Origin of the sequence: Thermomonas hydrothermalis (assembly GCF_900129205.1) — a bacterium.
GTDB classification, from domain to species: Bacteria; Pseudomonadota; Gammaproteobacteria; order Xanthomonadales; family Xanthomonadaceae; genus Thermomonas; species Thermomonas hydrothermalis.
This window is the reverse complement of record NZ_FQUK01000001.1, coordinates 103949-128661: the sequence shown is the minus strand read 5'-3', so window position 1 is coordinate 128661 and position 24713 is coordinate 103949. Positions and strand designations below refer to the sequence as shown.

The 24713-nt window shown below is 66.7% G+C and carries 21 protein-coding genes and 1 riboswitch; of the genes, 8 read left to right on the top strand and 13 right to left on the bottom strand.

The window, feature by feature from the left end; all coding sequences use genetic code 11:
• Window position 1: 1 nt before the first annotated feature.
• The 12 genes from BUA29_RS00590 to BUA29_RS00535 form a co-directional block, all read right to left on the bottom strand.
• Window positions 2-781 carry a TrmH family RNA methyltransferase gene (locus tag BUA29_RS00590; protein ID WP_072754687.1) on the bottom strand — a complete coding sequence of 260 codons (780 nt, stop codon included), beginning with the start codon at window positions 779-781 and terminating at the stop codon, window positions 2-4.
• A complete protein-coding gene (locus tag BUA29_RS00585) occupies window positions 774-3908 on the bottom strand; it encodes an efflux RND transporter permease subunit (RefSeq protein WP_072754686.1) in 3135 nt (1044 codons plus the stop codon). Before BUA29_RS00585 ends, BUA29_RS00590 begins: the two co-directional genes overlap by 8 nt.
• 4 nt (window positions 3909-3912) lie before the next feature.
• Window positions 3913-4980, bottom strand: a complete 1068-nt coding sequence (locus BUA29_RS00580; protein WP_072754685.1) for an efflux RND transporter periplasmic adaptor subunit — start codon at window positions 4978-4980, stop codon at window positions 3913-3915.
• A 144-nt stretch (window positions 4981-5124) separates the two neighbouring features.
• The gene (locus BUA29_RS00575; protein WP_072754684.1) at window positions 5125-6129 is read right to left on the bottom strand and encodes a class I fructose-bisphosphate aldolase; all 1005 of its coding nucleotides are present in this window, start codon (window positions 6127-6129) and stop codon (window positions 5125-5127) included.
• 145 nt (window positions 6130-6274) lie between these two features.
• Entirely contained in the window at window positions 6275-7756 is a 1482-nt protein-coding gene (gene pyk, locus BUA29_RS00570; protein ID WP_072754683.1) for a pyruvate kinase, read from the bottom strand.
• Window positions 7757-7845: 89 nt separating this feature from the next.
• The gene (locus BUA29_RS00565) at window positions 7846-9024 is read right to left on the bottom strand and encodes a phosphoglycerate kinase (protein ID WP_072754682.1); all 1179 of its coding nucleotides are present in this window, start codon (window positions 9022-9024) and stop codon (window positions 7846-7848) included.
• A gap of 117 nt (window positions 9025-9141) precedes the next feature.
• On the bottom strand, window positions 9142-10173 hold the full coding sequence (locus BUA29_RS00560) for a TraB/GumN family protein (protein ID WP_072754681.1): 1032 nt from the start codon (window positions 10171-10173) through the stop codon (window positions 9142-9144).
• Window positions 10174-10359: 186 nt separating this feature from the next.
• Window positions 10360-11052 (bottom strand): DNA-3-methyladenine glycosylase family protein, encoded by a 693-nt coding sequence (locus BUA29_RS00555; RefSeq protein ID WP_072754711.1) that lies wholly within the window; start codon window positions 11050-11052, stop codon window positions 10360-10362.
• A 10-nt stretch (window positions 11053-11062) separates the two neighbouring features.
• Complete coding sequence (locus BUA29_RS00550) at window positions 11063-11434, bottom strand: DUF423 domain-containing protein (RefSeq protein ID WP_072754680.1); 372 nt, start codon at window positions 11432-11434, stop codon at window positions 11063-11065.
• A 103-nt stretch (window positions 11435-11537) separates the two neighbouring features.
• Complete coding sequence (locus tag BUA29_RS00545) at window positions 11538-12599, bottom strand: GyrI-like domain-containing protein (protein ID WP_072754679.1); 1062 nt, start codon at window positions 12597-12599, stop codon at window positions 11538-11540.
• A 128-nt stretch (window positions 12600-12727) separates the two neighbouring features.
• A complete protein-coding gene (locus tag BUA29_RS00540; protein WP_072754678.1) occupies window positions 12728-13390 on the bottom strand; it encodes a response regulator in 663 nt (220 codons plus the stop codon).
• Complete coding sequence (locus BUA29_RS00535) at window positions 13344-14588, bottom strand: sensor histidine kinase (protein ID WP_072754677.1); 1245 nt, start codon at window positions 14586-14588, stop codon at window positions 13344-13346. The genes BUA29_RS00540 and BUA29_RS00535 overlap by 47 nt, the downstream gene beginning before the upstream one ends.
• A 142-nt stretch (window positions 14589-14730) precedes the next feature.
• Here BUA29_RS00535 and BUA29_RS00530 point away from each other — a divergent pair, with 142 nt between their 5' ends.
• The 7 genes from BUA29_RS00530 to BUA29_RS00500 all read left to right on the top strand — a co-directional run bounded on the left by BUA29_RS00530 (window position 14731) and on the right by BUA29_RS00500 (window position 20234).
• Window positions 14731-15336 (top strand): GNAT family N-acetyltransferase, encoded by a 606-nt coding sequence (locus BUA29_RS00530; RefSeq protein ID WP_072754676.1) that lies wholly within the window; start codon window positions 14731-14733, stop codon window positions 15334-15336.
• Window positions 15333-16094 carry a septum site-determining protein MinC gene (gene minC, locus BUA29_RS00525; protein WP_072754675.1) on the top strand — a complete coding sequence of 254 codons (762 nt, stop codon included), beginning with the start codon at window positions 15333-15335 and terminating at the stop codon, window positions 16092-16094. The genes BUA29_RS00530 and minC overlap by 4 nt, the downstream gene beginning before the upstream one ends.
• 29 nt (window positions 16095-16123) lie before the next feature.
• Window positions 16124-16936, top strand: coding sequence for a septum site-determining protein MinD (gene minD / locus BUA29_RS00520; protein ID WP_072754674.1), 813 nt, complete (start codon window positions 16124-16126; stop codon window positions 16934-16936).
• 3 nt (window positions 16937-16939) lie between these two features.
• Window positions 16940-17212, top strand: coding sequence for a cell division topological specificity factor MinE (gene minE, locus BUA29_RS00515; RefSeq protein ID WP_072754673.1), 273 nt, complete (start codon window positions 16940-16942; stop codon window positions 17210-17212).
• Window positions 17213-17248: 36 nt separating this feature from the next.
• Window positions 17249-17782, top strand: coding sequence for a hypothetical protein (locus BUA29_RS00510; protein ID WP_072754672.1), 534 nt, complete (start codon window positions 17249-17251; stop codon window positions 17780-17782).
• Window positions 17783-17892: 110 nt separating this feature from the next.
• Complete coding sequence (locus BUA29_RS00505) at window positions 17893-18957, top strand: aromatic ring-hydroxylating oxygenase subunit alpha (protein ID WP_072754671.1); 1065 nt, start codon at window positions 17893-17895, stop codon at window positions 18955-18957.
• Complete coding sequence (locus BUA29_RS00500; protein ID WP_245770467.1) at window positions 18954-20234, top strand: amino acid permease; 1281 nt, start codon at window positions 18954-18956, stop codon at window positions 20232-20234. The genes BUA29_RS00505 and BUA29_RS00500 overlap by 4 nt, the downstream gene beginning before the upstream one ends.
• 17 nt (window positions 20235-20251) lie before the next feature.
• Here BUA29_RS00500 and BUA29_RS00495 read toward each other — a convergent pair whose 3' ends face one another.
• Window positions 20252-21499 carry a multidrug effflux MFS transporter gene (locus BUA29_RS00495; protein WP_072754670.1) on the bottom strand — a complete coding sequence of 416 codons (1248 nt, stop codon included), beginning with the start codon at window positions 21497-21499 and terminating at the stop codon, window positions 20252-20254.
• Window positions 21500-21639: 140 nt separating this feature from the next.
• Window positions 21640-21766, top strand: a riboswitch (glycine riboswitch).
• A gap of 33 nt (window positions 21767-21799) precedes the next feature.
• On the opposite strand from BUA29_RS00495, the gene gcvP reads away from it, so the two are divergent.
• Window positions 21800-24700, top strand: coding sequence for an aminomethyl-transferring glycine dehydrogenase (gcvP, locus tag BUA29_RS00490; protein ID WP_072754669.1), 2901 nt, complete (start codon window positions 21800-21802; stop codon window positions 24698-24700).
• The last annotated feature ends 13 nt before the right edge of the window (window positions 24701-24713 follow it).

Below are 24713 nucleotides of genomic sequence, written 5' to 3'. Positions count from 1 at the left end.
GTCACTGCCGGCTGGCCCACTGCGCCAGCAGAACGGCCGTCGCAGCGGCCACGTTGAGGCTTTCCACCGCACCAGTGCCAGGGATCGACAGGCGGAGATCGCAGGCGGCTGCCAGCGCCGGTGACATCCCCTCGCCTTCGGCGCCGAGCACATAGACCAAGCGCGGCGGTAGCGTGGCGCGGAACAGATCATCCCCACCACGCACCAGCGTGGCTGCCAGCCGGAAACCAGCCGCGTGCAACTGTGCGATGGTCTCATCGTCCTGCCCAAGCCGCACCAGCGGCACGGCCTCTGCACCGCCTTCGGCCACCCGCGCCGCCGCCCCCGACAGCGCCAGCGAACTGTGTCGCGGCAGCAGCAACGCGCTGACGCCAAAATGCGCGGCGCTGCGCAGGATGGCACCCAGATTGTGGGGATTGCCCACACCATCCAGCCACAACGCACACTGCCGACCACCGGGCAGGTCGCGCAACCACTGCGACAGCTCCGGCACCGGCGCCCGCAGCACATCGGCCACCACGCCTTCGTGATGGCCGCTTGCGGCAAGCCGGTGGAGATCGTCCGCTGTCACCACGCGATAACCGATGCGATGCGCCACGCACCACTTCAGCAGCGGCTGCAGCTGTGGAATGCGCTCGGGCAGCAGGTACAGCTTGCGCAGCGCCTGTGGCCGCCGGGCAAATACCGCCAGCACCGCGTTCAGACCATAGAGCCGCACCTCATCCTGCCGATGCCCGCGCGCCGGGCGTACTGGCGCCCCCCTGATTTGCCGGTCAGCCATGCCTACCTTCCTGTGGCGTTTGCGCCTCCAGTGTATCCAGCACCCGCCCCAGCGCCTGTGGCGAGCGTGTGTAGCGCGCCAGCGCCGCGTAGAACGCCGGCACCACGAACAGCGACAGGAACGTGGAAAACGAGACGCCGGAGATGACCACGATCCCGATCGTCGCCCGACTGGCAGACCCCGGTCCAGCAAACACCACCAGTGGCACGGCTCCCGCCACAGTCGCAATGGACGTCATCAGGATCGGCCGCAGCCGCACCGAGGCTGCCTCGACGATGGCATCGTGGATGCTGCGACCCTCATCGCGCAGCTGATTGGCAAACTCCACGATCAGGATGCCGTTCTTGGCTGCCAGTCCCACCAGCATGACGATGCCGATCTGGGAGAACAGATTGACCGTGCCATGTGTCAGCCATAGCCCGAGTAGCGCTCCCAGGACACCGAGCGGCACCGTCAGCATGATCACCAGCGGATGCAGAAAGCTTTCAAACTGCGCTGCCAGCGCCAGATAAACGATCAAAAGCGCCAGCGCAAACGTCACCAGCACCTCGCCACCGGACTGCTGCAGCTCGCGCGACTCGCCCTTCCAGCTGATCTGGGCGGAATCAGGCAACACCTCGCGGGCGGTGCGCTGGGCCCAGGCCACCGCCTCGCCCAGCGGGTAGTCCGGCGCCAGCCGGGCACTCAGCGTGATCGAACGCAGCCGGTTGAAACGGTTGAGACTGCCGGGTTCGGCAACCTCCTGCAGCGTCACCAGATTCGACAGCGGCACCAGAGCGCCATTGCGTGCCCGCACCTGCAAAGTTTCCAGCGCCGCCACCGAGTCACGCCCCTTACGGTCGGCCTGCAACATCACGTCGTACTCCTCGCCGTTATCGACGAAGGTAGTCGCGCGGATGCCACCCATCATCGTCTGCAAGGCATTGCCGATCGCCGCCACCGGCACGCCAAGATCGGCGGCACGCGCCTTGTCCACGATCACCCGCATCTGCGGGCGGGTTTCCTTGTAATCAGAATCCGGGCCGAGAAAACCTGGGTTGGTTGCCATCTTGGCTAGCAGGATGTCGCGCCATTGCGCCAGCTGTTGGTAATCCGGCCCGCCCAGCACCAGCTGGAACGGCTGCCCGCGCGACCGCACCAGGCCACCGCCGGTCATGCTGCGCACACGCACCCCGGGCAAGCCCGCAAACTTCTTTTCCAACGCGCTGGCCAGCTCGGCGGTACTTTGTTCACGCCTGTCCCAGGGCTGCAGGAAGATCATGGCCCGGCCGGTATGCATTTCCTCACTGGTCCCAAAGCTGCCCGGCACCCGAGGATTGGCGCGCAGGATCGGCTTGTCCGGCCCGGTCTCGGTCGCCAGGATCGACTCCACCTTGCGCATCTGCGCCACCGTGTAATCAAAACCTGCGCCTTCCGGCCCTTCCACCATCAACTGGAACACCCCGCGATCTTCGGCCGGGGCCAGCTCGCTGGGCAGCTGCCGGAACAACCACAGCAGCGCCACCAGCGCCAGCAGCATCAACCCACCAAACAACCAAAGCCGGTGAACATGCCGATCGAGCAGACGGCGGTAACCGGCCGCCAGGTGCTGAAACCGATCATTGAGCCACTCGCTGACCCGATTGCCATGCACGGCATACGGCCCGGTGTGCGGGCGCAGTAGCTGGCTGGCCATCATCGGGGCCAGGGTCAGGGCGACGAAGGCAGAAATCGTGACCGCCGCGGCCAACGCCACCGCCAGCTCACGGAACAGGCGGCCGGTATTGCCCTGCAAAAACCCCACCGGCAAGAACACCGCCACCAGCACCACGGTGGTGGCGATCACGGCAAAGGCCACCTGCGCGCTGCCGCGCCTGGCCGCGACCAGCGCCGGCTCGCCCAGATCCACCCGGCGCTGGATGTTTTCCACCACCACGATGGCATCGTCCACCACCAGGCCGATGCTCAAGACCAGCGCCAGCAGGGTCAGCAGGTTGATCGAAAACCCGAAGGCGTACAGCGCGATGAAGGACGCCACCACGCAGACCGGCACCGTCACTGCCGGGATCAGCGCCGCCCGCACGCTGCCCAGGAACAACCAGATCACCACCAGCACCAGCACGATGGCTTCCAGCAGGGTTTCATAGACGCGCGCCACCGCAGCCGAAATGAAGGTCGTGCTGTCGTACGCGACATAGATGTCAGTGCCTGCCGGCAGCGTCGGGCGGATGCGGTCGGCCTCGTCCTTGGCCGCCTGCGCCACCTCGAGGCTGTTGGCAGTGGAGGTTTTGACGATGCCGATGCCCAGCGCCGGCTCGCCATTGCTGTGGTACCAGGAGCGGCGATCCACCGACTCCAGCGCCACCCGCGCCACATCGCCCAGACGCACCACATAGCCGTCGCTGCCCTTGCCGAGCGGCAACTGGGCGAACTGATCCGGCCGGGTATAGTCGCGCGCCACCCTCAGAATGAAATCGCGGTCGGTGGACTCGATCCGGCCAGCACCCAGCTCGACATTCTCCGCACGCAACGCATTTTCCACGTCAGCCGGCGTCAGGCCACGCGCCGCCAGCTTGTCACCATCCAACCAGACCCGCATGGCGTAACGCTGGCCACCGCCCAACCGTACCTGCGCCACGCCCGGCAGACTGGAGAAGCGGTTGACCAGATATCGCTGGGCGTAGTCGGTCATCCGCATCTGATCCATGCTGGCCGAACGCAGGTTGAACCAGATGATCGGATCGGAATCGCTCTGAACCTTGCTGATCTGCGGCGGTGTGGCCTCCGGTGGGATACGGTCGGCCACCCGGCTGACTGCATTGCGGACGTCGTTGGCAGCCGCCTCGATATCGCGGGTGGGATAGAACTCGATGCTGATCCTGGAACTGCCGTTCTGGCTGCTGGAGTCGATGGTATTGATGCCTTCGATGCCGGCCAGCGCATCCTCCAGCGGTTTGGTGATGCGCGTTTCCACCACTGCGGCCGAGGCACCGGGATAGTCCACTTGCACTGACACGACCGGCGGATCGATCGCCGGCAACTCGCGCAGGGTCAGACGCAGGAACGACATCACCCCCAGCACGATCAGCAGCAGGTTCATCACCACGGCCAGAACCGGCCGCCGGATTGAAAGCTCCGAGAGCGTCATGGCATCACGTCTTCATTGCCGCAGCAGGCTGGACGGCCCGCACCCGGGCACCCGGCCGCAACTTACCGGTGCCCTCTACCACGATCCGCTCGCCGGCACGCAGACCGTCACGCAGCATCACCCAGCCAGGAATGCGGCCACCCACGACCACCGCCACTTTCTCCACCGTGGCATCGGGTTTGACCCGCCATACGAAGGTTTCATTCCCCACCTGCTGCACCGCCAGTTCCGGCACCACCACCGCCGGCCGCACGGCACGCACCAGGGTCACCTGCATCAGCATCCCCGGCTGGAGTTGACGCTGCGGATTGGGAAACTCGCCGCGCACAGTGGCAGCGCGGGTGGCGGGATCGAGCCGCGCGGTCACCGCCATCACCCGCCCCTCGAAACGCTGCTGTGGCCAGGCGGACACCTGTCCGGTCAAGTGCTGGCCGGGGGCAAGACCGGCCAGCTCGGTTTCCGGCACCGGGAAATCGACATACACACGCGAGAGGTCATCGAGGGTGGCAATCACCGTCCCCGGAGTGACTAACGCGCCCGGACTGACCTGACGAATCCCCAGCACCCCGGAGAACGGGGCGCGAATCACCCGGTCGGCCAGATTGGCGCGGATCTGTGCGACTTGGGCGCGTACGGCATCGCGGGTGGCACGTGCGGTCTCCGCGACCGCAGCCGCCACCAGCTGCTGCTGCGCCAGCTTGGCCAGCCGCTGATATTGCGCCTCGGCATCGCGCTCCTGAGCCAGCGCCTGGGCCAGCGCAGCCTGCTGCTGGGCGCCACTCAGCGTGATCAGCGGCGCGCCCTTGGCGACCTCCTGACCGCTTTCGAAATGCACCTGCTCGACGGTTTCAGTGACCTTGGCGGTGAGCGTCACCGCCTCGCGTGCACGCACCGTGCCCAGTGCCTGCACGCGATCTTGCCAGTCACGCAGCGCCACCGTCTGCACGACGACCGCCTGCGGGCCGCCACTGCCGCGTCCGGCTGGACCGGACGCAGCCTGCCTGCCACACCCGGTCACCGTCAGCATGGCCAGACAGATCAGGGACAAACGCAAAGCACGGACGGACGGCATGAATACCCGGAAACGACGAGGAGAGGCGGCGATTCTAGCCAGCCGGCATGAGACCACGCCTGTGCCATCGGCTGGGGCCGGACATGAAAATGCCGGCTCGTCGCCGGCATTTTCACAGCATGACAGCGATGGAATACGCTGCGCTCAGCCTTCCCACTGCCCCAGGGCGGCAAGCCCATTGGCGCGGGCGCGCTCGAACACGGTCTGCTGAGCCTTGGCGTAGTTGCCCTGCATGTCCTGCGCCCACAGCTTCAGTGCCGCCTGCTGCATGGCGCGGCCATAGGAGAACGACAGCGGCCAGGGATGCGGGCCCAGCTTGTTCATGGCATTCAGATGCGCGGTGGCGGCCTCGTCGCTCTGCCCGCCGGAGAGGAACACGATGCCCGGCAGGATAGCCGGCACCGCGGTCTTCAGGCACATCAAGGTGGCCTCGGCCACTTCCTCGACGCTGGCCTGCTCTTCGCAATCCTTGCCCGGCACCACCATCGACGCCTTGAGAATGGTGCCTTCCAGCATGACGTTCTGGTTGTAGAGCGCATCGAACAGCGCGCGCAGGGTGACCTCGGTGACCTCGTAGCAGGTCTCGATGTCGTGGTCACCGTCCATCAGCACCTCCGGTTCGACCATCGGTACCAGGCCCTGCTCCTGGCACAGCGCAGCGTAACGCGCCAGCGCGTGGGCGTTGGCCTCGATACAGGTGCCGGAAGGCATGTCCTCGCCGATGGTGATGACCGCGCGCCACTTGGCGAAGCGGGCGCCCAGGGCGGCGTATTCCTTGAGCCGGTCGCGCAGGCCATCCAGCCCTTCGGTGACCACTTCGCCGGGGAAGCCGGCCAGCGGATGCGTGCCCTTGTCCACCTTGATGCCCGGAATCATGCCGTGATCCGCCATGTACTTGGCGAACGGCACGCCATCGCGGGTGGACTGGCGGATGGTCTCGTCGTACAGGATCGCCCCGGAAATGTGCTGGTTGAGGTTGGGGGTGGTCAGCAGCAGTTCGCGATAGGCGCGGCGGTTGGCCTCGGTGTTCTCGATGCCGACCGCGGCAAAGCGCTTGGCGATGGTGCCGGTGGACTCGTCGATGGCGATGATGCCCTTGCCCGGGGCGACCATGGCGCGGGCGGTTTCGGCAAGCTGTTCGATACTCATGCTGGCGGCTCGCAGACGGTGGGAAAGCGCGGATTATACCCGCCGTCTGAGCGCCACTGCCCGGCGTCAGGCTCTACAGCCCCCGCCGATCACCGCTGCCTGGCCTGGAAAAACAAACGCAGGCGGTTGCTTTTTCGATCTTTCCTTACAGATCGCCCAGCCCGGTGGCGTGACCGTCAGGCCCGACCTCGAGCAGCCGCAGGGTATTGGTGGCGCCCCGGATTTGCATGTGTTCGCCACTGGTGAAGATCACTCGATCGCCAGGCGCCAAGCGCCCCGCTTCGACCAGCTTGCGGATACTGCCACGGGCGGCCTCGCGCGGGGTCTGACCGCGGCTGTCGTAATCCATCGGAAACACGTCGCGCATCAGGGCCATGCGCCGGCGGGCACTGGCATGGTGGGAGATGGCGTAGATCGGCACCGACGAGCGAAACCGCGACAGGTAACGCGCCGTACCGCCGGACTCGGTCATGGCCACCACCGCACGCACGCCGATGTGTTCGCACAGGAACATGGTGGCCATGGCGATGGCCTGGTCGGCGCGCTCCAGCCCGCGCCGGGCTTTTTCAAAATCGGTATCGAACGCAAACTGCCGTTCGGCACCGCGACAGATCCGCGCCATCGCCTCCACTGCCTTGACTGGCCAGGCACCGGCCGCCGTCTCCTGCGACAGCATCACGGCATCGGTTCCGTCGATCACCGCGTTGGCCACGTCCAGCACTTCGGCCCGGGTGGGAATGGGGTTGTCCACCATCGACTGCAGCATCTGGGTGGCGGTGATCACCACTTTCTCGCGCGCCACCGCCTCGCGGATGATTTTTTTCTGCAACCCCGGCAGCTCGGCATCACCGATTTCCACGCCCAGATCGCCGCGCGCCACCATCACCACATCACTGGCATCAATGATCTCGCCGAGATTGGCGATCGCTTCGGCACGCTCGATCTTGGCCACCAGTGCGGCCTGACTGCCATGCGCCCGGGCCACCCGGCGCGCCTCGTGCATGTCCTCACCATCGCGACAGAACGAGACGGCGATGAAATCCACCTGCATGCCCGCCGCAATGGCGATCAACTCGCGATCGCGTTCGGTCAACGCACCCAACGACAGGCCACCGCCCAGCTTGTTCAAGCCCTTGCGGTTGGACAGCACCCCGTCAGTCAGCACCGTGGTGATGATGCGCTCCCCCTCGACCCGCTGCACCTGCAACTGCACCAGGCCGTCGTCCAGCAGCAGCACATCGCCGGGTGCCACGTCGGCCGGCAATTCCAGATAGCTCACGCCGACCTGGGTGGCATCGCCGGGGGGAGGATTGAGACTGGCGATCAGGTCGAACCGCTGACCCGCACGCAACTGCACCTTGCCATCCGCGAAGGTTTCGATCCGGATCTTCGGGCCCGGCAGGTCGGCCAGGATGCCGACCTCGTGACCGATCTTGGCCGCCATCGCACGCACCGCCTCGCCGCGCGCGACCTGTGCGGACGGATCGCCATGCGAGAAATTCAGCCGCACCACGTCGACACCCGCGCGCAGCACCGCCTCCAGCACCTCAGGCGGATCCGTGGCCGGCCCCAGGGTGGCGACGATACGGGTGTGGCGGGGTTGTTCGGGCGTAGCGACAGCAGTCATGGCGGCGCGGGATCGTCTTGCGTGAGATTGCCCTCACGCTACCACGCCATTGCACCGGCAAACGACAACTCCGCGGCCTGCAATCGACTTCAGCCGGCCCGAGCCTGCAGCGCGGCGACCGCCGGCAAGGTCTTGCCTTCCAGGAACTCCAGGAACGCACCGCCGCCGGTGGAGATGTAGCTCACCTGCTCGGCAATACCGAACTTGTCCACCGCCGCCAGGGTGTCGCCGCCGCCGGCAATCGAGAACGCCGGGGATGCCGCAATCGCACGCGCCACCGCCTCGGTGCCCGCGGCAAAGGCATCGAACTCGAATACGCCGACTGGGCCGTTCCACACCACCGTGCCGGCCTTGGCGATGATCGCCGCATACTGCGCAGCGGTGTCCGGGCCGATGTCGAGGATCATGTCGTCCGCGCCCACATCGTCCACCGCTTTGACAGTGGCGGGGGCGTCGGCAGCGAACGTCGGTGCCACCACGACGTCCACCGGCAACGGAATCTGCGCACCGCGTGCCTGTGCATCCGCCATGATCTGCTTGGCGGTATCGATCAACTCCGGCTCCACCAGCGATTTACCCACCGGCTTGCCCTGTGCTGCCAGGAAGGTGTTGGCGATGCCGCCGCCGACGATCAGCTGATCCACCTTGTTCACCAGGTTGCCCAGCAGTGCCAGCTTGGTGCTGACCTTGCTGCCGGCCACGATGGCCAGCAGCGGCCGCGCCGGATGCTCCAGCGCCTTGCCCAGCGCATCCAGCTCGGCCATCAGCAGCGGGCCGCCGCAGGCCACCGGCGCAAACCGAATCACCCCGTGGGTGGACGCCTGGGCGCGATGCGCGGTGCCGAAGGCATCCATCACGAACACATCACACAGCGCCGCGTATTTCTTGGCCAGCGCCTCGTCGTCGGCCTTCTCACCGACATTCATGCGGCAGTTTTCCAGCAGCACCAGCTCGCCGGGCGCCACCGCCACACCGTCCAGATAGTCACGCACCAGCGGCACCGGCCGCCCCAGCAGCTCGCCCAGCCGCGCTGCCACCGGGGCCAGCGAATCCGCCTGGCTCCACACGCCTTCCTTGGGCCGCCCCAGATGCGACATCACCATCACCGCCGCGCCTTTTTCCAGTGCCAGCCGCAAGGTCGGCAGCGACGCCAGGATGCGCTGCTCGGAGGTGATGCGTCCGGACTCATCGATCGGCACGTTGAGGTCCTGCCGGATCAGCACGCGCTTGCCGGCAAGGTCGAGGTCGGTCATGCGAAGAATGGACATGGCAGGGGCTTCCAGCGTGAAAGGGCGAACATTGTCGCGTCGGCCGGGCAGCGGTTCAAACCGGATGGCCCTGGCATGCCAGCTGCAAGCCACCCGCCCCCGACGCCCCCGTTGTGCTCACTCGTCGCTGGCGTCGTCTGCGTCCGGAGCCAGCACGGTATAGCCCTTGGCCTGCAAGGCGGCCAGATAGCCATCCGGGCCCAGCAGATCGGTCAGCGGCAGCACGGCAAAACTCACGCGATTGGCCGCCAGTGCGGCGCTGGCGGCGTCCAACCATTTTTTCCGCACCTGGGCGTAGGCATCGGCAAACCCTAAGCGTTTGCCGATGCCCGCTTCGGTGACCGCGTTGCGACAGGCCTCCCACCGATAGGGCGGCGGCAATGTGCGCAGCGCCGCCACGTCGCCGGTGGCCCAGGCGTTGGCGCGGGCACGCATGGCATCGAGATCGGTTTCGATCCAGGCCAGGGTGTTGTCGAAGCAGGCCTGATCGTCCAGCGTGGTACGTGACCATTCCTTGAGCAGGGATTTGATGTCTTTGACCACGATGGTGTGCTCCACCACCGTCACTTTTGGGTGGTGCTGCTTGATCGCAGCCTCGATCACGGCGGTGGAGGGATCTGTCAACGCCAGACCGTTTTTCTTGATGGCGGCAACATACAGCGCCTGCGCCGCAAACAGCGGCCGACGTTTTTCCACGCCAGCATCATTGCCCAGATAGCGCGCCTTGAGCACCTGCCAGCGCGCGTAGGTGGCAGGCGGCACCACATCGCGCAGGGTTTTGTCGTCCGGATTATCCCGTGCCGCCAGCAGCCTGGGCAGCAGCAGCAGGCCGCGGAAGATGCCGACATCGGCATCCAATCGCACGCCGGGCGGGCGGATCACTTCCTGGGCATTGGCCAGTACCCGCTGCACCTGTGCGGTCTGCCACTGCATCCGCGCAGGCAACGGGGTGAGCGTGCCGAGGATGTACAGCTCATGGCTGCCGCTGCGAACCAGCCACAGGCCCGGCCCCGGCTGTTCGCCCTGGACCACCACGGGGGCTTCGGTACGAATGCCATCGCTGGCAGGCGCCTGCTGGGCACAGACCGGCAGGCAAGCCGACAGCAACAGCACCCCCACCATCACCCCTGACATCCATCGTTTATGCATTCACACACTCCTTGGCTCCGCCCGGATCACAGGCGTCGTGATGTTGATGACTGACACGCGACTGTGCAGCCAAGTTCCCGATTTTTTAGTGTGCGCTGTGATGACCGGGCTCGACCCACTGCCATCGATCAGCACTGGCTCAACTACTGGCACAGGCCGGCGCCAAGATCGTGATGTCAACCACGCTCAGGTTCGACCGCGAGCGCGCGCTGGTCGCACCGGCGCGGGCGTGGCTGGCGATGCCGCGGCTTCTGCGATCCGCCAGAGATAAAACGCGGCATAGCTGCGATAAGGCGCCCATCCCTGGCCACGCTCGGCCAGGGCGCGTGCGCTCGGCAAGGCCGGCAGACCGTCCAGCACCTGCACTCCTTTGCGGATCCCCAGATCGTCCGTCGGCAGCACGTCGGGGCGACCCAGACGAAACATCAGCATCATCTCCACCGTCCAGCGACCGATGCCACGGATAGGCACCAGCGCAGCGATGATGGCGGCATCGTCCATGCCGGCCATCTTGCGCAAGGAGGGAATGGCACCGGCCTCCTCGTGCCGGGCCAGGTCGCGCAGGGCCAGCAGCTTGTTGCCCGAGACGCCGCAGCCGCGCAGGGTGGCATCGTCCACGCGGGCCAGGGTGTCGGCGTGCAGACGATCACTGCCAATGGCGGCTTCCACCCGGGCGACGATGGTGGCGGCCGCCTTGCCGCTGAGTTGTTGGTAGAGGATGGCACGCGCCAGCGCATCGACCGGATCGAACGGCGCCTGCCAGTGCGACTTGGCCGGGATTGGCCCAAGCCGGCGCATCCATGCCGCCAGCCGGCGATCGCGCCGGCACAGATGGGCAAAGGCCTGTTCGACATCGAATCCGCGCGGATACCGGGGCATGGCGTCTTGCTCAATCGCGCAGACGGTCGGCGCCATGCAGCAGCCAACCGAGGATGAGCAGGCTACCACCAACCGGTGCCAGCACGGTCGGCGCCCCGAGCAAAGCCGCAGCGGTTAGACTCCCGGCAAACAGCAGAACACCGGCCAACAGCATCGTCAGCGCCCAGAGGCCAAGCAAACGCGGCTCCCATGGCGCCAGCGACGACAGCGCCACACCATGGACTACCGCAAAGGCAGCAGCCAGCAGCAGACGCTCACGCGCCGCAGGGTGCGCCGCATGCATGGCATAGGCCGATACCGCCACCGCCAGCGCGGCCAGCAGGCTGCCGGCCGCCGCCAGAACGCGCCGCCAGCGCACCCGCATGGGAGGGACTGAATGCATGCGAGGATTGTGCATCGCAGACGCTGCCTGTGCACAGACGTACACCCCAAACGACAGACGCCGCCCGAAGGCGGCGTCTGCGTGAGGATCCGGGATACCTGGATTACTTGATCGGCCAGTACACGTCGAACTTGCCGTCGGCAGTGAACGCGGCCGCCACACCCGCCTTGTAATCCTCGTAGGCGCGATCCTTGATGTCGTAGCCGTGGGTGGCCGCCCAGGCACGCAGGGCATTGCGCACGTTGTCGAGCTCGGCCATGTAGCCGGTGTAGGACGCCATCACCGCACGGCCCGCCGGGACCTGCTCATACTTCACCGGGCCCTGCAGCGTGATCTTGCCCACCGGGCCACCATCCTTGCGGCGCACCACCTGGGCGACGTCGAAGGTGTAGGTCTCACGACCCAGATCGGTGGTGATGATGCGCACCGGACCCACGGCCTCCAGCCCGTTCGCTTCGATCACGCGCTTGATCCACTCGCTATTGGCGTTGATCGACGACTGAATCTGGGCGTTGCCGCGCTCGACCGCGCCGGCGCTCACGTACAGCACGTCTTCCGCCGGGCGATCGACCACCTGCGGGGTGGACATCTTGCTGCCGTTGGCCGCGTAATCGACGTTCGGGATCGACGCCAGCATGGTGGTCAGACGCGCCAGCCCCAGCTTCATGTCGTCACCCACGTGGCGCGCCACGTACAGGCCGGCATAGCGGCCCAGCAGGTTCCAGCCGTAATCGACGAAGTAAGTCTGGGTGATCTCGACGTTGCGGTTATTGCGCCCCGTCGGCTTGAGATAGAAGGCCGTGCGCTTGTTCTTGCCGCGCTCGATATTGTCGATGTCGATGACGATCTTTTCGCGCGGAACGCTCTCGACGATTTTGTAGCTACCTTTACCGATCCGCTCATTCTTGGACGCATAGTCCAGACGCGCGCCGACACCCTCCTCCGGGCCGGACAGGGTCAGCTGCATGCTCGGGTCACGCAACACCAGCGGGTTCCAGTCCTTGAAGCGACGGAAGCTGTTAAGCGTGTCGAACACAATGGTCAGCTTGCGGTTGGTCTCGGCCTTCTCCACCAGAAAGCGGGAAGACGGCAGCAGCAGGCCCACCACCAGATACAGGGTGAACACGATCAGCAGGGAAATCAGGATCTCGAGCAGGCGAGTCATTCGGGAATCTCCGGAGAGGGCCTTGGCGGCCACGCGGCCACACAGACATGGGATGGTAGCAAACCGGGCGCGTCAGGGGCGAGGGCGACACCACAAATCCGCGACGCCTGGCACTTTTTTCGCCCGGATCAGACCAGATGCAGCTCGAACGCCTTGAGTACCGCCCGGGTGCGGTCGCGCACCCCCAGTTTGCTGAGGATGTTGGAAACGTGATTCTTGATGGTGCCCTCGGCCACCCCCAGCGAGTTGGCGATTTCCTTGTTGGAAAAGCCCGACGCCATCAGCCGCAGAATTTCCGTCTCGCGCTCGGTCAGCGGGTCGGGCTGGTCGAGGCTGACGAACTCGTTGCGCATGTGCTCCAGCCCCGACAGCAGCCGCTGAGTCACCGCCGGCTGCACCAGTGAGCCCCCCGCAGCGACAGTCTGGATGGCATCCACCAGCTGTTCCAGCGAGACATCTTTTAGAAGATAGCCGCGGGCACCGGCCTTGATGCCAGCCAGCACCAGCGCGTCGTCGTCGAAGGTGGTCAGGATGATGGTGGGCGGCAGTGCCCCGGCCTTCCCCAGCGCCTGCAACGCTTCCAGCCCGGACAGCACCGGCATACGCATATCCATCAGCACCACATCGGGGCGAACCTGGGGAATCTGCTCCACCGCCTGACGGCCATCGCAGGCCTCGGCCACGACGTCGATGCCGTCCGCCAGCGACAGCAGCGAACGGATGCCCTGGCGCACCAGGGTCTGGTCATCCACCAGAAATACCCGGATCGGTCGGGACGGATTGGCGTGCATGCAACAACTCCTTGGGACAAGCGACGGCGGCATTGGGCGCCACCGGCAGGGTCATGGTCAACGTCAGGCCCTGGCCTGGCCGGGTCTGGATGGCAAGCTCGCCGCCGTACATGTGCAGGCGCTCACCCAGACCGCGCAGGCCGTTCCCGGCGATGATGCGCTCGCTACCGCGGCCATCATCGCGCACCTGCAGCACCACCCGCAGACCGTCGCGCCAGGCCTTGAGCCAGAGATTGGCCGCACCGGAATGCCGCACCGCGTTGGTGATGGCTTCCTGTGCACAGCGCAGCAGCACATGGGCCCGCTCAGGGTCGTCCACGGTCAACGGCGTTTCGATATCCATGTGAATGTGCAAGGTCGGCACGTTCTCGCCCAGCGGCCGCAACGCTGCCCCCAGATCGATCGCCCCCCCTTCGCGCAACTGGCTGACCGCCTCACGCACATCGGTCAGCAGCAGTCGCGCCAGCGTATGCGCCTGCTGCACGTGCTCGCGGGCGCGCCCTTCCGTCAGGTGGCCGGCCACTTCCAGATTGAGGCTGAGCGCGGTCAGGTGGTGGCCCAGCAGATCATGCAGTTCACGCGAAATGCGGGTGCGCTCGTTGACGCGCGCGCTGTCGGCCAGCAAGGCGCGGGTGGCGCGCAGCTCGGCATTGACCCGACGCTGCTCCTCGCGGGCATTGGCCTGCTGCAGGGCGATCAGGCTGACCACGAACACGAAGCCGGAAAAACCTGCATACAGCATCGACTGCATCAGTGCCTCCAGCAACGGGAAGCCCAGCCAGCGCACGAATACCGGCGCCACGGCCAGCTGACTGACCAGCAGCCAGATCACCCCCCAGCGCAGCGGCAACAGCCAGGGCAGCACGCAGGCCGCCACCATCAGCAACACGCTGCCCAGCCCGGAGCCGTGGTAATAGCTCACCCCCAGGGCAGCCAGCGTCAGCAGCACCAGCAGCAGGTAATCGGACAGATGCCGCCGCCACCGCCCCAGATCACGGGTCAGCCAGGCATAGACCGCCCCAAAGGCCAGATACGCCACCCAGCCCTGCCAGGGCAGCGGATGCAGCGCCAGTTCCTCCGCACCAGCACCGGGCAGACGCGGCCCCATCCAGGAGTACAGCAGCGGCAGGCCGACCATGGCCCAGGTGAACAGGCCGGCAGCACGCAGCAGGCGGGTATGCGGAATCCGGGCAAGCATGCCGCCTTATAACCCGTCCGCGCCCGATCTGCGTGGCCCCAAGGTCATGGCCGGCGAGCGCCGGCCCATGCAATAATCCAGTCTGATCCCGGACCGGCGCGCCCAGGCACGCCGCCCGCAGCAGTCAATGGAGCCTGCAGGAATGACGATCGCCATCCGCGACGTGCGCGAGCACGAGCTGGATTCCGTCCTGGCCCTCAACAATGCCGCCGGCCCGGCCATCCTTCCGCTGGATGCTGCGCGCCTGCGCCGCCTCTACGAGAATGCCGAATACTTCCGCGTCGCCGAGCGTGGTGGCGCCCTGGCCGGCTTTCTGATCGGCTTCGGTGCCCAGGCGCAACACGACAGCGTCAACTTCGCCTGGTTCCGCGAACGCTACCCCGATTTCTTTTATATCGACCGCGTTGCGGTGGCCAGCCGCCGGCGCGGCGGCGGTGTCGGCCGCGCCCTGTATGCCGACGTGCAAAGCTATGCCGAGCTGCGCTACCCGCAGCTGGCCTGCGAAGTGTTCCTGCAGCCGGAGACCGACCATGCCCTGCTGTTTCATGGCAGCTTCGGTTTCCGCGAAGTCGGCCAGAACGTGATGACCGAGCACGGCATCCGCGCCGCGATGCTGATGAAACCGCTGTGCAGCTACGCCTGGGTTCGGGACACCTATGGCGGCATGCTGCCCGACCTGCCCTGGCTGCAGCGGCCCTATGCCCATCTGGCCGCCCCGCCCGCCCGTCTGCGCGAGGCGCACGCATGACTCTGGCCGCTGGTTACACCCAGGCCGGGGAGCTCAAGTTCGGCCAGGTCGGGATCGCCAACCTGCGCATTCGTGAGCTCGACGTGGCCCGGCTGACCCAGGAAATGCGCGAGCGCGTCCAGCGCGCTCCGAAACTGTTCGAGCGCGCCGCCGTGGTGCTGGACTTCGGCGAACTGCGCCAGCCGCCGACCGTGGCGCAGGCACAAGCCCTGCTGGACGGCCTGCGTGACGCCGGCGTACTGCCGGTGGCGCTGGCCTATGGCACCCGCGAGATCGATGCCCTGGCGCGGGCGCTGGGCCTGCCGCTGCTGGCCAAGTTCCGCGCCCAGTACGAGCCGCCGGCGGCGGCAGACACAGCACCGACGCCAGCACCGCCGCCCGAGGCACCCCGTCCGGCTGCCGCCCCGCCCGCCCCTCGCCCCGATTCCCGCCCCGGCCTGATCCACACCGCACCGGTGCGCTCCGGCCAGCAGGTCTATGCCGAGCAATGCGACCTGACCGTGCTGGGTGCGGTCGGCGCTGGCGCCGAGGTGATGGCCGATGGCAGCATTCACATCTATGGGGCTCTGCGTGGCCGCGCTCTGGCCGGCGCACAGGGCAACACCGACGCCCGTATCTTCTGCCGTGAGTTCGATGCCGAACTGGTGGCGGTGGCGGGTCATTACATCGTGCTGGAAGACATCCCGGCCGAGCTGCACAACAAACCCGTGCAGATCTGGCTGGACAACGGACAACTGCGGCTGGCCGCACTCGGCTGACGCCGCCCACACATCAGGGAGATGCCCACTTGGCTGAGATCATCGTAGTTACTTCCGGCAAGGGCGGCGTGGGTAAGACCACGACCAGCGCCAGCCTCGCCACCGGCCTTGCCCGCCGTGGCAAAAAAGTCGCCGTCATCGACTTTGACGTCGGCCTGCGCAACCTGGACCTGATCATGGGGTGCGAGCGTCGCGTCGTGTACGACTTCGTCAACGTGATTCACGGCGAAGCCACGCTGAAGCAGGCCCTGATCCGCGACAAGCGCTTTGACAACCTCTACGTGCTGGCCGCCAGCCAGACCCGTGACAAGGACGCCCTGAGCAAGGACGGGGTGGAAAAGGTGCTCAAGGACCTGGCGGCCGACGGCTTCGAATACATCATCTGCGACAGCCCGGCCGGCATCGAAAAAGGCGCTTACCTGGCCATGTATTTCGCCGACCGCGCCATCGTGGTGGTGAACCCGGAAGTCTCCTCGGTGCGCGACTCCGACCGCGTGCTGGGCCTGCTGGCGTCCAAGACCCATCGCGCCGAACGCAACGATGGCGAAGTCACCGCCCACCTGCTGCTGACCCGCTACAGCCCGGCGCGGGTGGAACAGGGCGAGATGCTCTCGATCGCCGACGTCGAAGAGGTGCTGGGCCTCAAGACCATCGGCGTGATTCCCGAATCCGGCGACGTGCTCAATGCCTCCAACAAGGGCGAGCCGGTGATTCTGGACCCCGAGTCCATCGCAGGCCAGGCCTACGACGACGCGGTGGCACGCCTGCTCGGCGAAAACCGGCCGATGCGCTTCACCACGGTGGAGAAGAAAGGCTTCTTCAGCAAACTCTTCGGGGGGTGAGGCATGTCTATCTTCGACTTCCTCAAACCCAAGAAGAACACCGCGCAGACCGCCAAAAACCGGCTGCAGATCATCATCGCGCAGGAACGTAGCTCCGCCAACGCGCCGGATTACCTGCCGCTGATGCGGCGGGAGATCCTGGAAGTGATTCGCAAGTACGTGGCGGTGGACACCGACGCGGTGAAGGTCGACCTGATCAAGGACGACGGCCACGACGTGCTGGACATTTCGGTGTCGCTGCCGGATCGCGCCGGCACACCCCCAGCGGACGGCTGACTCACACCGCCGGGCGTTGCCCGGCCTGCTGCCGTCATGCCGTCCCGCGCTATCCACCCGACATCCCACGCCGATGCCGAACCTGGCCTCGGCGTACTGCGCCTGGCCGACATCGGGCTGGACGCGCCACGCGCCCTGCTGGCGCGTTTTGGCCTGACCCTGGTGGAGGTGGCCCCGGACGCCCCGATCCCAGGCAGCTACTGGGGCGCACCGGAGGCCGGCATCATCGGCACCACCGTGTATGCCCGCGCCGACACCCCGGTGCACTCCCTGCTGCACGAAGCGGGCCATCTGATCGTCCTGCCGCCGGACAAACGCGCCAGCGTGCATACCGATGCCACCGACTCGGTGATCGAAGAAGACGCGGTCTGCGTCCTCCAGGGCCTGCTGGCCGACGTCCTGCCCGGCGTCGGCCGCCATCGCCTGTGGGCCGACATGGATGCCTGGGGGTACACCTTCCGGCTCGGCTCGGCACGCGCCTACGTCGAGCAGGACGCCGAACACGCCTGGGACTGGCTGCGCCAGCATGGGCTGGTGGATGCCGCCGGCACGCTGGTCTTGCCGGAGTAACCACCGCAACCTCCGGCCGTGCGCCAGCGCCAGCATCATCCGCTGTGAACACGGCAGGTGACCGCCCCTGCGATTACCATTCCCTCCATCCCCGCCTGGCAGCCGCGCCCATGGAGACCGATCTCACCCCGCAACCGGCCGCAACCGCCTGCGCGCTGCCCGCGCACTACTACACCGACCCGTCGATGCCCGCGCGTGATCGCCGTGCGGTGTTCGATCGCAGTTGGCAACTGGTGACCCATGTCAGCCGGCTGGCGCAACCAGGCGACCATGTGGTCGCCGATTTGGCCGGGCTGCCGGTGCTGGCCGTACGCGACGAAGCCGGCCAGATCCATGTCCTGCACAACGTCTGCCGACACCGCGCCGGCCCCATCGCGCAATGCGACGGGCATGGTGCACGGCATCTGCGCTGCCGCTACCACGGCTGGACCTACACCCTCGACGGCCGCTTGCGCGCAGCGCCGGAAATGCGCGATGCCGCAGGCTTCGACATGGCCACGGTCAGGCTGCCGGCGCTGGCGGTTCGGGTCTGGCAGGGGCTGGTGTTTGCGGCGGTGGATGCCGATCTGGCCCCTCCGTTCGATGCCATGGTCGAGGGCATCGCCGAACGGCTCGGCGCAGGCCATGCGCTGGAACGCTACGGCCAGCACCACCGGGTCAGCTACGACATCGACTGCAACTGGAAGGTGTATGTCGATAACTATCTGGAGGGCTACCACGTGCCCTTCGTGCACCCGGGGCTGAACCAGCTGCTCGACTACCGCAGCTATCGCACCGAGCTGTCGCGCTGGCATTCGCTGCAATGGAGCCCGCTGGAGAGCGCCCCGTCGCTGTACGGCAACGGCGATGCGCTCTATTACTGGCTGTGGCCCAATACCATGCTCAACATCCTGCCGGGCCGCCTGCAGACCAATACCGTGATCCCGCTGGGTGTGGGGCGCTGCCGGGTGGTGTTCGACAGCTACTACGCCGAAGGCGATGACGCCCGACGCGACGCCGATGTGGCCTTCAGTGACCAGGTGCAGCACGAGGACATCGGTATCTGCGAAGACGTGCAGCGTGGGCTGGCGTCAGGCAGTTATGTGCCGGGCCGGCTCAATCCGTTGCGCGAAACCGGCGTACACCATTTCCACGAACTGCTGCGCGCGGCCTATCGCGCGGACACCGCGCCGTGACGACGCCGCGACCGCTGGGTGTGTGGGCGGCGACCGCCCTGGTGATCGGCAGCATGATCGGCAGCGGCGTCTTTCTGCTGCCCGCCACCCTGGCCCCGTATGGCGCGGCCAGCCTGCTGGGCTGGGCGGTGTCCCTGACCGGCGCCCTGCTGCTGGCGGCCACGTTCAGCCGACTGGCGGTGCGCTGGCCGCACACCGGCGGGCCATATGCCTATACCCGCGAGGCGTTCGGCGAAGCCCCCGGGTTTGCCATCGCCTGGAGCTATTGGGTGTCGATCTGGTCTGGCATGGCGGCGATCTCGGTGGCATTCGCCGGCAGTCTGGGCGCGCTGTTTCCATCACTGACCGCCACGCCGAGACGGGCCGCAGTCTGCGCACTGGCTGCGCTGTGGACGTGCACCCTGATCAATCTTGCCGGCCTGCGTGAAGCGGGGCGGGCGCAGGTGCTGCTGACCGCCCTCAAGCTCCTGCCATTGCTGCTGTTTGGGCTGGTAGCGCTGTGGTGGGTCGGCCCCGACCGCTACGTGCCGTTCAATCCCAGCGGGCAGTCGCTACCGCAGGTGATCCACACCACCGTCATCCTGACCATGTGGGCGCTGTGCGGGCTGGAGGTGGCCACCGTGCCGGCGGGCGCGATCCGCGATCCGGCCCGCACCATCCCGCGCGCCACCGTGCTGGGCACGCTGCTGGCCGGTCTCGCCACGTTGCTGGCTTGTACGGTGGTGATCGGGCTGGTCCCGGGCGATGTGCTGAAAGCGTCCGGCGCACCGATGGCCGAGGCCGCCACCCACACCTGGGGGCCTGCGGCAGGCAAGGCGATGGCGGCCCTGGCGGCGGTGTCGATCCTGGGGGCGATCAACGGCTGGGTGCTGGTGTGTGCGCAGGTGTCACTGGCCGCCGCCCGCGATGGCGTCTTCCCGTCGGTCTTTGCCCGCTGCGATCCGCGCGGCACCCCGGTCATCGGCGTTCTGGTGGGCAGCAGCCTGGCCACCGGGCTAGTGATCGCCAGCTACAGCCGCACACTGGTGGCGCTGTTTACCTTCATCCTGCTGATCTCCACCTCGGCCATCCTGCTGCCCTATGCCGCCAGCAGCGCCGCCTGGCTGCGCCGCGGCAACGGCGGCGGGCGCAGCGTGGCGGCACTGGCCCTGCTCTACAGCCTGTATGCGCTGGCTGGGGCGGGTATGGAGGCATTGGCGTGGGGTGCCGTGCTGCTGCTGGCCGGTGTCCCGGTGTACTTGTGGCAGCAACGCCAGCGGGCGAAACGACAGCCCTGAGCACGGCACGGCTACGGCTACAGGTCGGTCGGCTCCAATGCCGCCGGCTGGCTGGCCGTGCGCACCGCCCGATGCCCGGCCTGGCGTTGCCAGACCCACATGGCCGCACCTGCCACCACAAACCCCGCCGATCCCAGCGCCAGGTGCAGACCGCTGTCGCCAAGCCACGGCGCAAGCACGCCGGCGATCAGGACATTCACCAGCAGCCCGACAAACGCCTGCAAGGACGACGCGCTACCGCGCTGGTGCGGGTACAGATCCAGGATGGCGAGGGTGATGACCGGGAACACCAGACCAATCCCACACGCCAGCAGGCTGACCGGCAATACCGCCCACGGCACCGCGGGTGTAGCCACCCGCAGGTGATAGACCAGGGCCCAGCATGCCGCCAGCCCGCAGCAGGCAAACCCCAGTGCCCCCAGGCGCCGACCATCGATCCGCCCTGCGGCGCGTCCGGACAGCCACGCCCCCAGCATCATTCCGCCGATCATCGGCAGGAAAAACCAGCCGAAGCTGCGGGTGTCCAGACGCAGTATCTGCAAGACGAAGGCGGGCGCCGAGGCGATATACATAAACAGCGCACCAAACAGCAGCGCCGCCGCCAGCGCCAACCGCAGAAAGTGCGGATTGCGGGCGATCCGTCCGTAGCCATGCAGCAATGCCCGCGGCTGGACGGCCCGACGCGCCGCGGCGGGGTGGGTTTCCGGCAGCGCGCGCCAGACCGCCAGCCACAGCGCCAGCGCAAACCCCATCAGCCACCAGAAGATGGCCGGCCAACGCTGCCAGTCCAGCAGCCAGCCACCCAACACCGGCGCCAGCGCCGGAGCAATGCCGAAGATCATCGTGACCTGACTCATCAGCCGTTGCGCCGCCGGGCCATGCAAGACGTCACGGATCACCGCCCGTCCGACGATCAGCCCGACCCCGGCACTCATGCCCTGCACGGCGCGGAATGCCAAAAGCTGCGGCAGCGTGGTGGCCAGTGCACAACCGGCCGAGGCCAGCGCAAACACGGCCAGCCCGGCCAGGATCACCCGCCGGCGCCCCAGCGCATCCGATAACGGGCCATGCACCAGGCTCATCGCGGCATAGGCCAGCAGATAGACGCTCAAAGTCTGCTGCATCGCCACCGCGTCGGCGCCAAACTGGGCCCCGATCTGCGGAAACGCCGGGAACAGCGTGTCGATGGAAAACGGGCCAAACATCGCCAGCCCGCCCAGTAACAGGGTCAGGCGACGGGGCGGAGGTAGGTGAGACGACGACATCACGCCAGTGTACGGCCTGCCCCCTCGGCGGGTCGGGCACGTATAATCGCCAGCACACGGAGGGAGAAGCGCGCGCGGGGTTTCCGCCGCACTGCCGAAGGCGCAACCGCCCGGAATCGCTCAGGCCCAACACCGCCGTGTGACCACACTCTGGAGAGATCGGCCAGCCTTTAGGTTTGCCGGCGCCGAAGGGGCAAAAAGTTGCGTGGGTCCCCCTCCCCGTCCACGCACTTCCAAACTCTCAGGCAGAAGGACAGAGCGGGCATCCCTTTTCCGCGCAGTCGCGCCCCGGATGCCGCCATGACCCAGCCTTCGCTTCGCTCGCTCGAACACCACGACGCCTTCCTCGAACGCCATATCGGCCCCAACGACAGCGAGATCGCGCACATGCTGCGCGTGCTCGGCTTCGACTCGCTGGAAGCCTTCACCGATGCCATCGTGCCGGCTTCGATCCGCAACCAGTCGCCGCTGGCACTGCCGGAGGCGGTGAGCGAAGTCGAGGCACTGCAAAAGATCCGTGCCATCGCGCAGAAAAACCGCGTGTTCCGCAGCTTCATCGGCCAGGGCTACTACGGCACCCACACCCCCAGCGTGATCCTGCGCAACATTCTCGAGAACCCGGCCTGGTACACCGCCTACACGCCGTATCAGGCCGAGATCTCGCAGGGCCGGATGGAAGCACTGATCAACTTCCAGACCATGGTGGCCGACCTCACCGGGATGGAAATCGCCAACGCCTCGCTGCTCGATGAGGCCACCGCCGCCGCCGAGGCGATGACGTTGGCCAAGCGCAGTGCGAAATCGAAGTCCGACACCTTCCTGGTGATCGGTGATACCCACCCGCAGACCATCGAAGTGCTGCAGACCCGCGCCGCGCCACTGGGCCTGAAGGTGAACGTGGTGCGCGGCACCGACGCAGTCCATGCCGCCATCGCTGCAGGTGATTACTTCGGCGTCCTGGCGCAGTACCCGGCATCGAGCGGCTGGATCGCCGACTGGGAAAAAGACGCCGAGGCCATCCATGCGCACAACGCCCTGTTCGTGGTCGCCACCGACCTGCTGGCACTGACCCTGCTGAAATCGCCGGGCGAAATGGGGGCCGATATCGTGATCGGCAGCAGCCAGCGCTTTGGCGTACCAATGGGTTTCGGCGGCCCGCACGCGGCGTTTTTAGCCTGCCGGGATGCCTTCAAACGCTCGATGCCAGGCCGCCTGATCGGCGTGTCCGTCGATGCCGATGGCAACCCGGCCTACCGGCTCACCCTGCAAACCCGCGAGCAGCACATCCGCCGCGAGAAAGCCACCTCCAACATCTGCACCGCGCAGGTGCTGCTGGCGGTGATGGCGTCCATGTACGCCGTGTATCACGGCCCGGATGGCCTCAAGCGCATCGCCCAGCGGGTGGCACGCTACACCGCCATCCTGGCGGCCGGCCTGCGCCAGCTTGGATACACCCTGGTGCACGACACCGCCTTCGACACGCTCTGCATCGACGCCGGCACCCAGGCAGAAGCCATCCTGGCGCGCGCACAGCGCCTGCAGGCCAATCTGCGCGTGCGGCAGAACGGCTCGATCTGCGTTTCGCTGGATGAGACCACCACCCGCGCCGATCTCGATCTGCTGTGGCGCATCTTCGGTGGTGAAGATGCCGTGCTGCCCGACATCGACGCCCTCGATGCCAGCGCCCCCTCGCTGATCCCGACGACGCTGCTGCGAACCAGCCGCTATCTCACCCATCCGGTGTTCAACACCTACCACAGCGAGCACGAGATGCTGCGCTACATGCGCAGCCTGGCCGACAAGGATCTGGCGCTGGACCGCACCATGATCCCGCTGGGCAGCTGCACCATGAAGCTCAATGCCACCAGCGAGATGCTCCCGATCACCTGGCCGGAGTTCACCCAGATCCATCCGCTGGCGCCCGCCGACCAGGTTCAGGGCTACTTTGAGCTGATCCGCAGCCTGGAAGCCATGCTGGTGGAGATCACCGGCTACGACGCCGTCAGCCTGCAACCCAACTCCGGCGCCCAGGGCGAATATGCCGGCCTGATGGCCATCCGCGCCTACCACGCATCCCGCGGCGAGGGCCATCGCAACATCTGCCTGATCCCGGAATCCGCACACGGCACCAACCCGGCCTCGGCGCAAATGGCCGGCATGAAGGTGGTGGTCACCAAGTGCGACGCCAACGGCAACGTGGACATTGAGGACATCCGCGCGCAGGCCGAGAAGCACTCGGCCAATCTGGCCGCGCTGATGATCACCTACCCGTCCACCCACGGCGTGTTCGAGGAAGACGTGGTGCGCATCTGTGAGATCGTGCACGCGCACGGCGGCCAGGTGTACACCGATGGCGCCAACCTCAACGCCCTGGTCGGGCTGGCCAAACCCGGCAAGTGGGGCTCGGACGTCTCCCATCTGAATCTGCACAAGACCTTCTGCATCCCGCATGGCGGCGGAGGCCCCGGCGTCGGCCCGGTGGCGGTGAAAGCACACCTGGCGCCGTTTTTGCCCAAGGCGTTTGGCGAAGGCGGACTGCGCACGCCCGGTACCGGCCAGGGCGCCCTGGTGTCGGCCGCCAGCTTCGGCAGCGCCTCGATCCTGCCGATCAGCTGGATGTACATCACCATGATGGGCCGCGAGGGTCTGCGCAAGGCGACGCAAGTGGCGATGCTCAATGCCAACTACATTGCCCGCCGCCTGGCCCCCTACTACCGCACTCTTTACACCGGCCGCAACGGACTGGTGGCGCACGAATGCATCCTCGACCTGCGACCGCTGGAGAAGCTGTCTGGCATCAGCGCCGAAGACGTGGCCAAGCGCCTGATCGACTTCGGCTTCCATGCCCCCACCTTGAGCTTCCCGGTGTCCGGCACGTTGATGGTGGAACCCACCGAATCCGAATCGCTGCATGAGCTCGATCGCTTCATCGATGCCATGATCCAGATCCGCGCCGAGATCCAGGACGTGATCGACGGCAAGCTGGACCGCGCCGACAACCCGCTCAAGCACGCTCCGCACACCGCCATGCGGGTTGGCGCCAGCGAATGGACGCACGCCTATCCGCGCGAGCTGGCAGCATTCCCGTTGCCCAGCCTCAAGCAGAGCAAGTACTGGCCACCCGTGGCGCGGGTGGACAATGTGTATGGCGACAAGAACGTGTTCTGCGCCTGCATCCCGGTGGATGCCTACAAGGACTGACCAGGCGCATCCC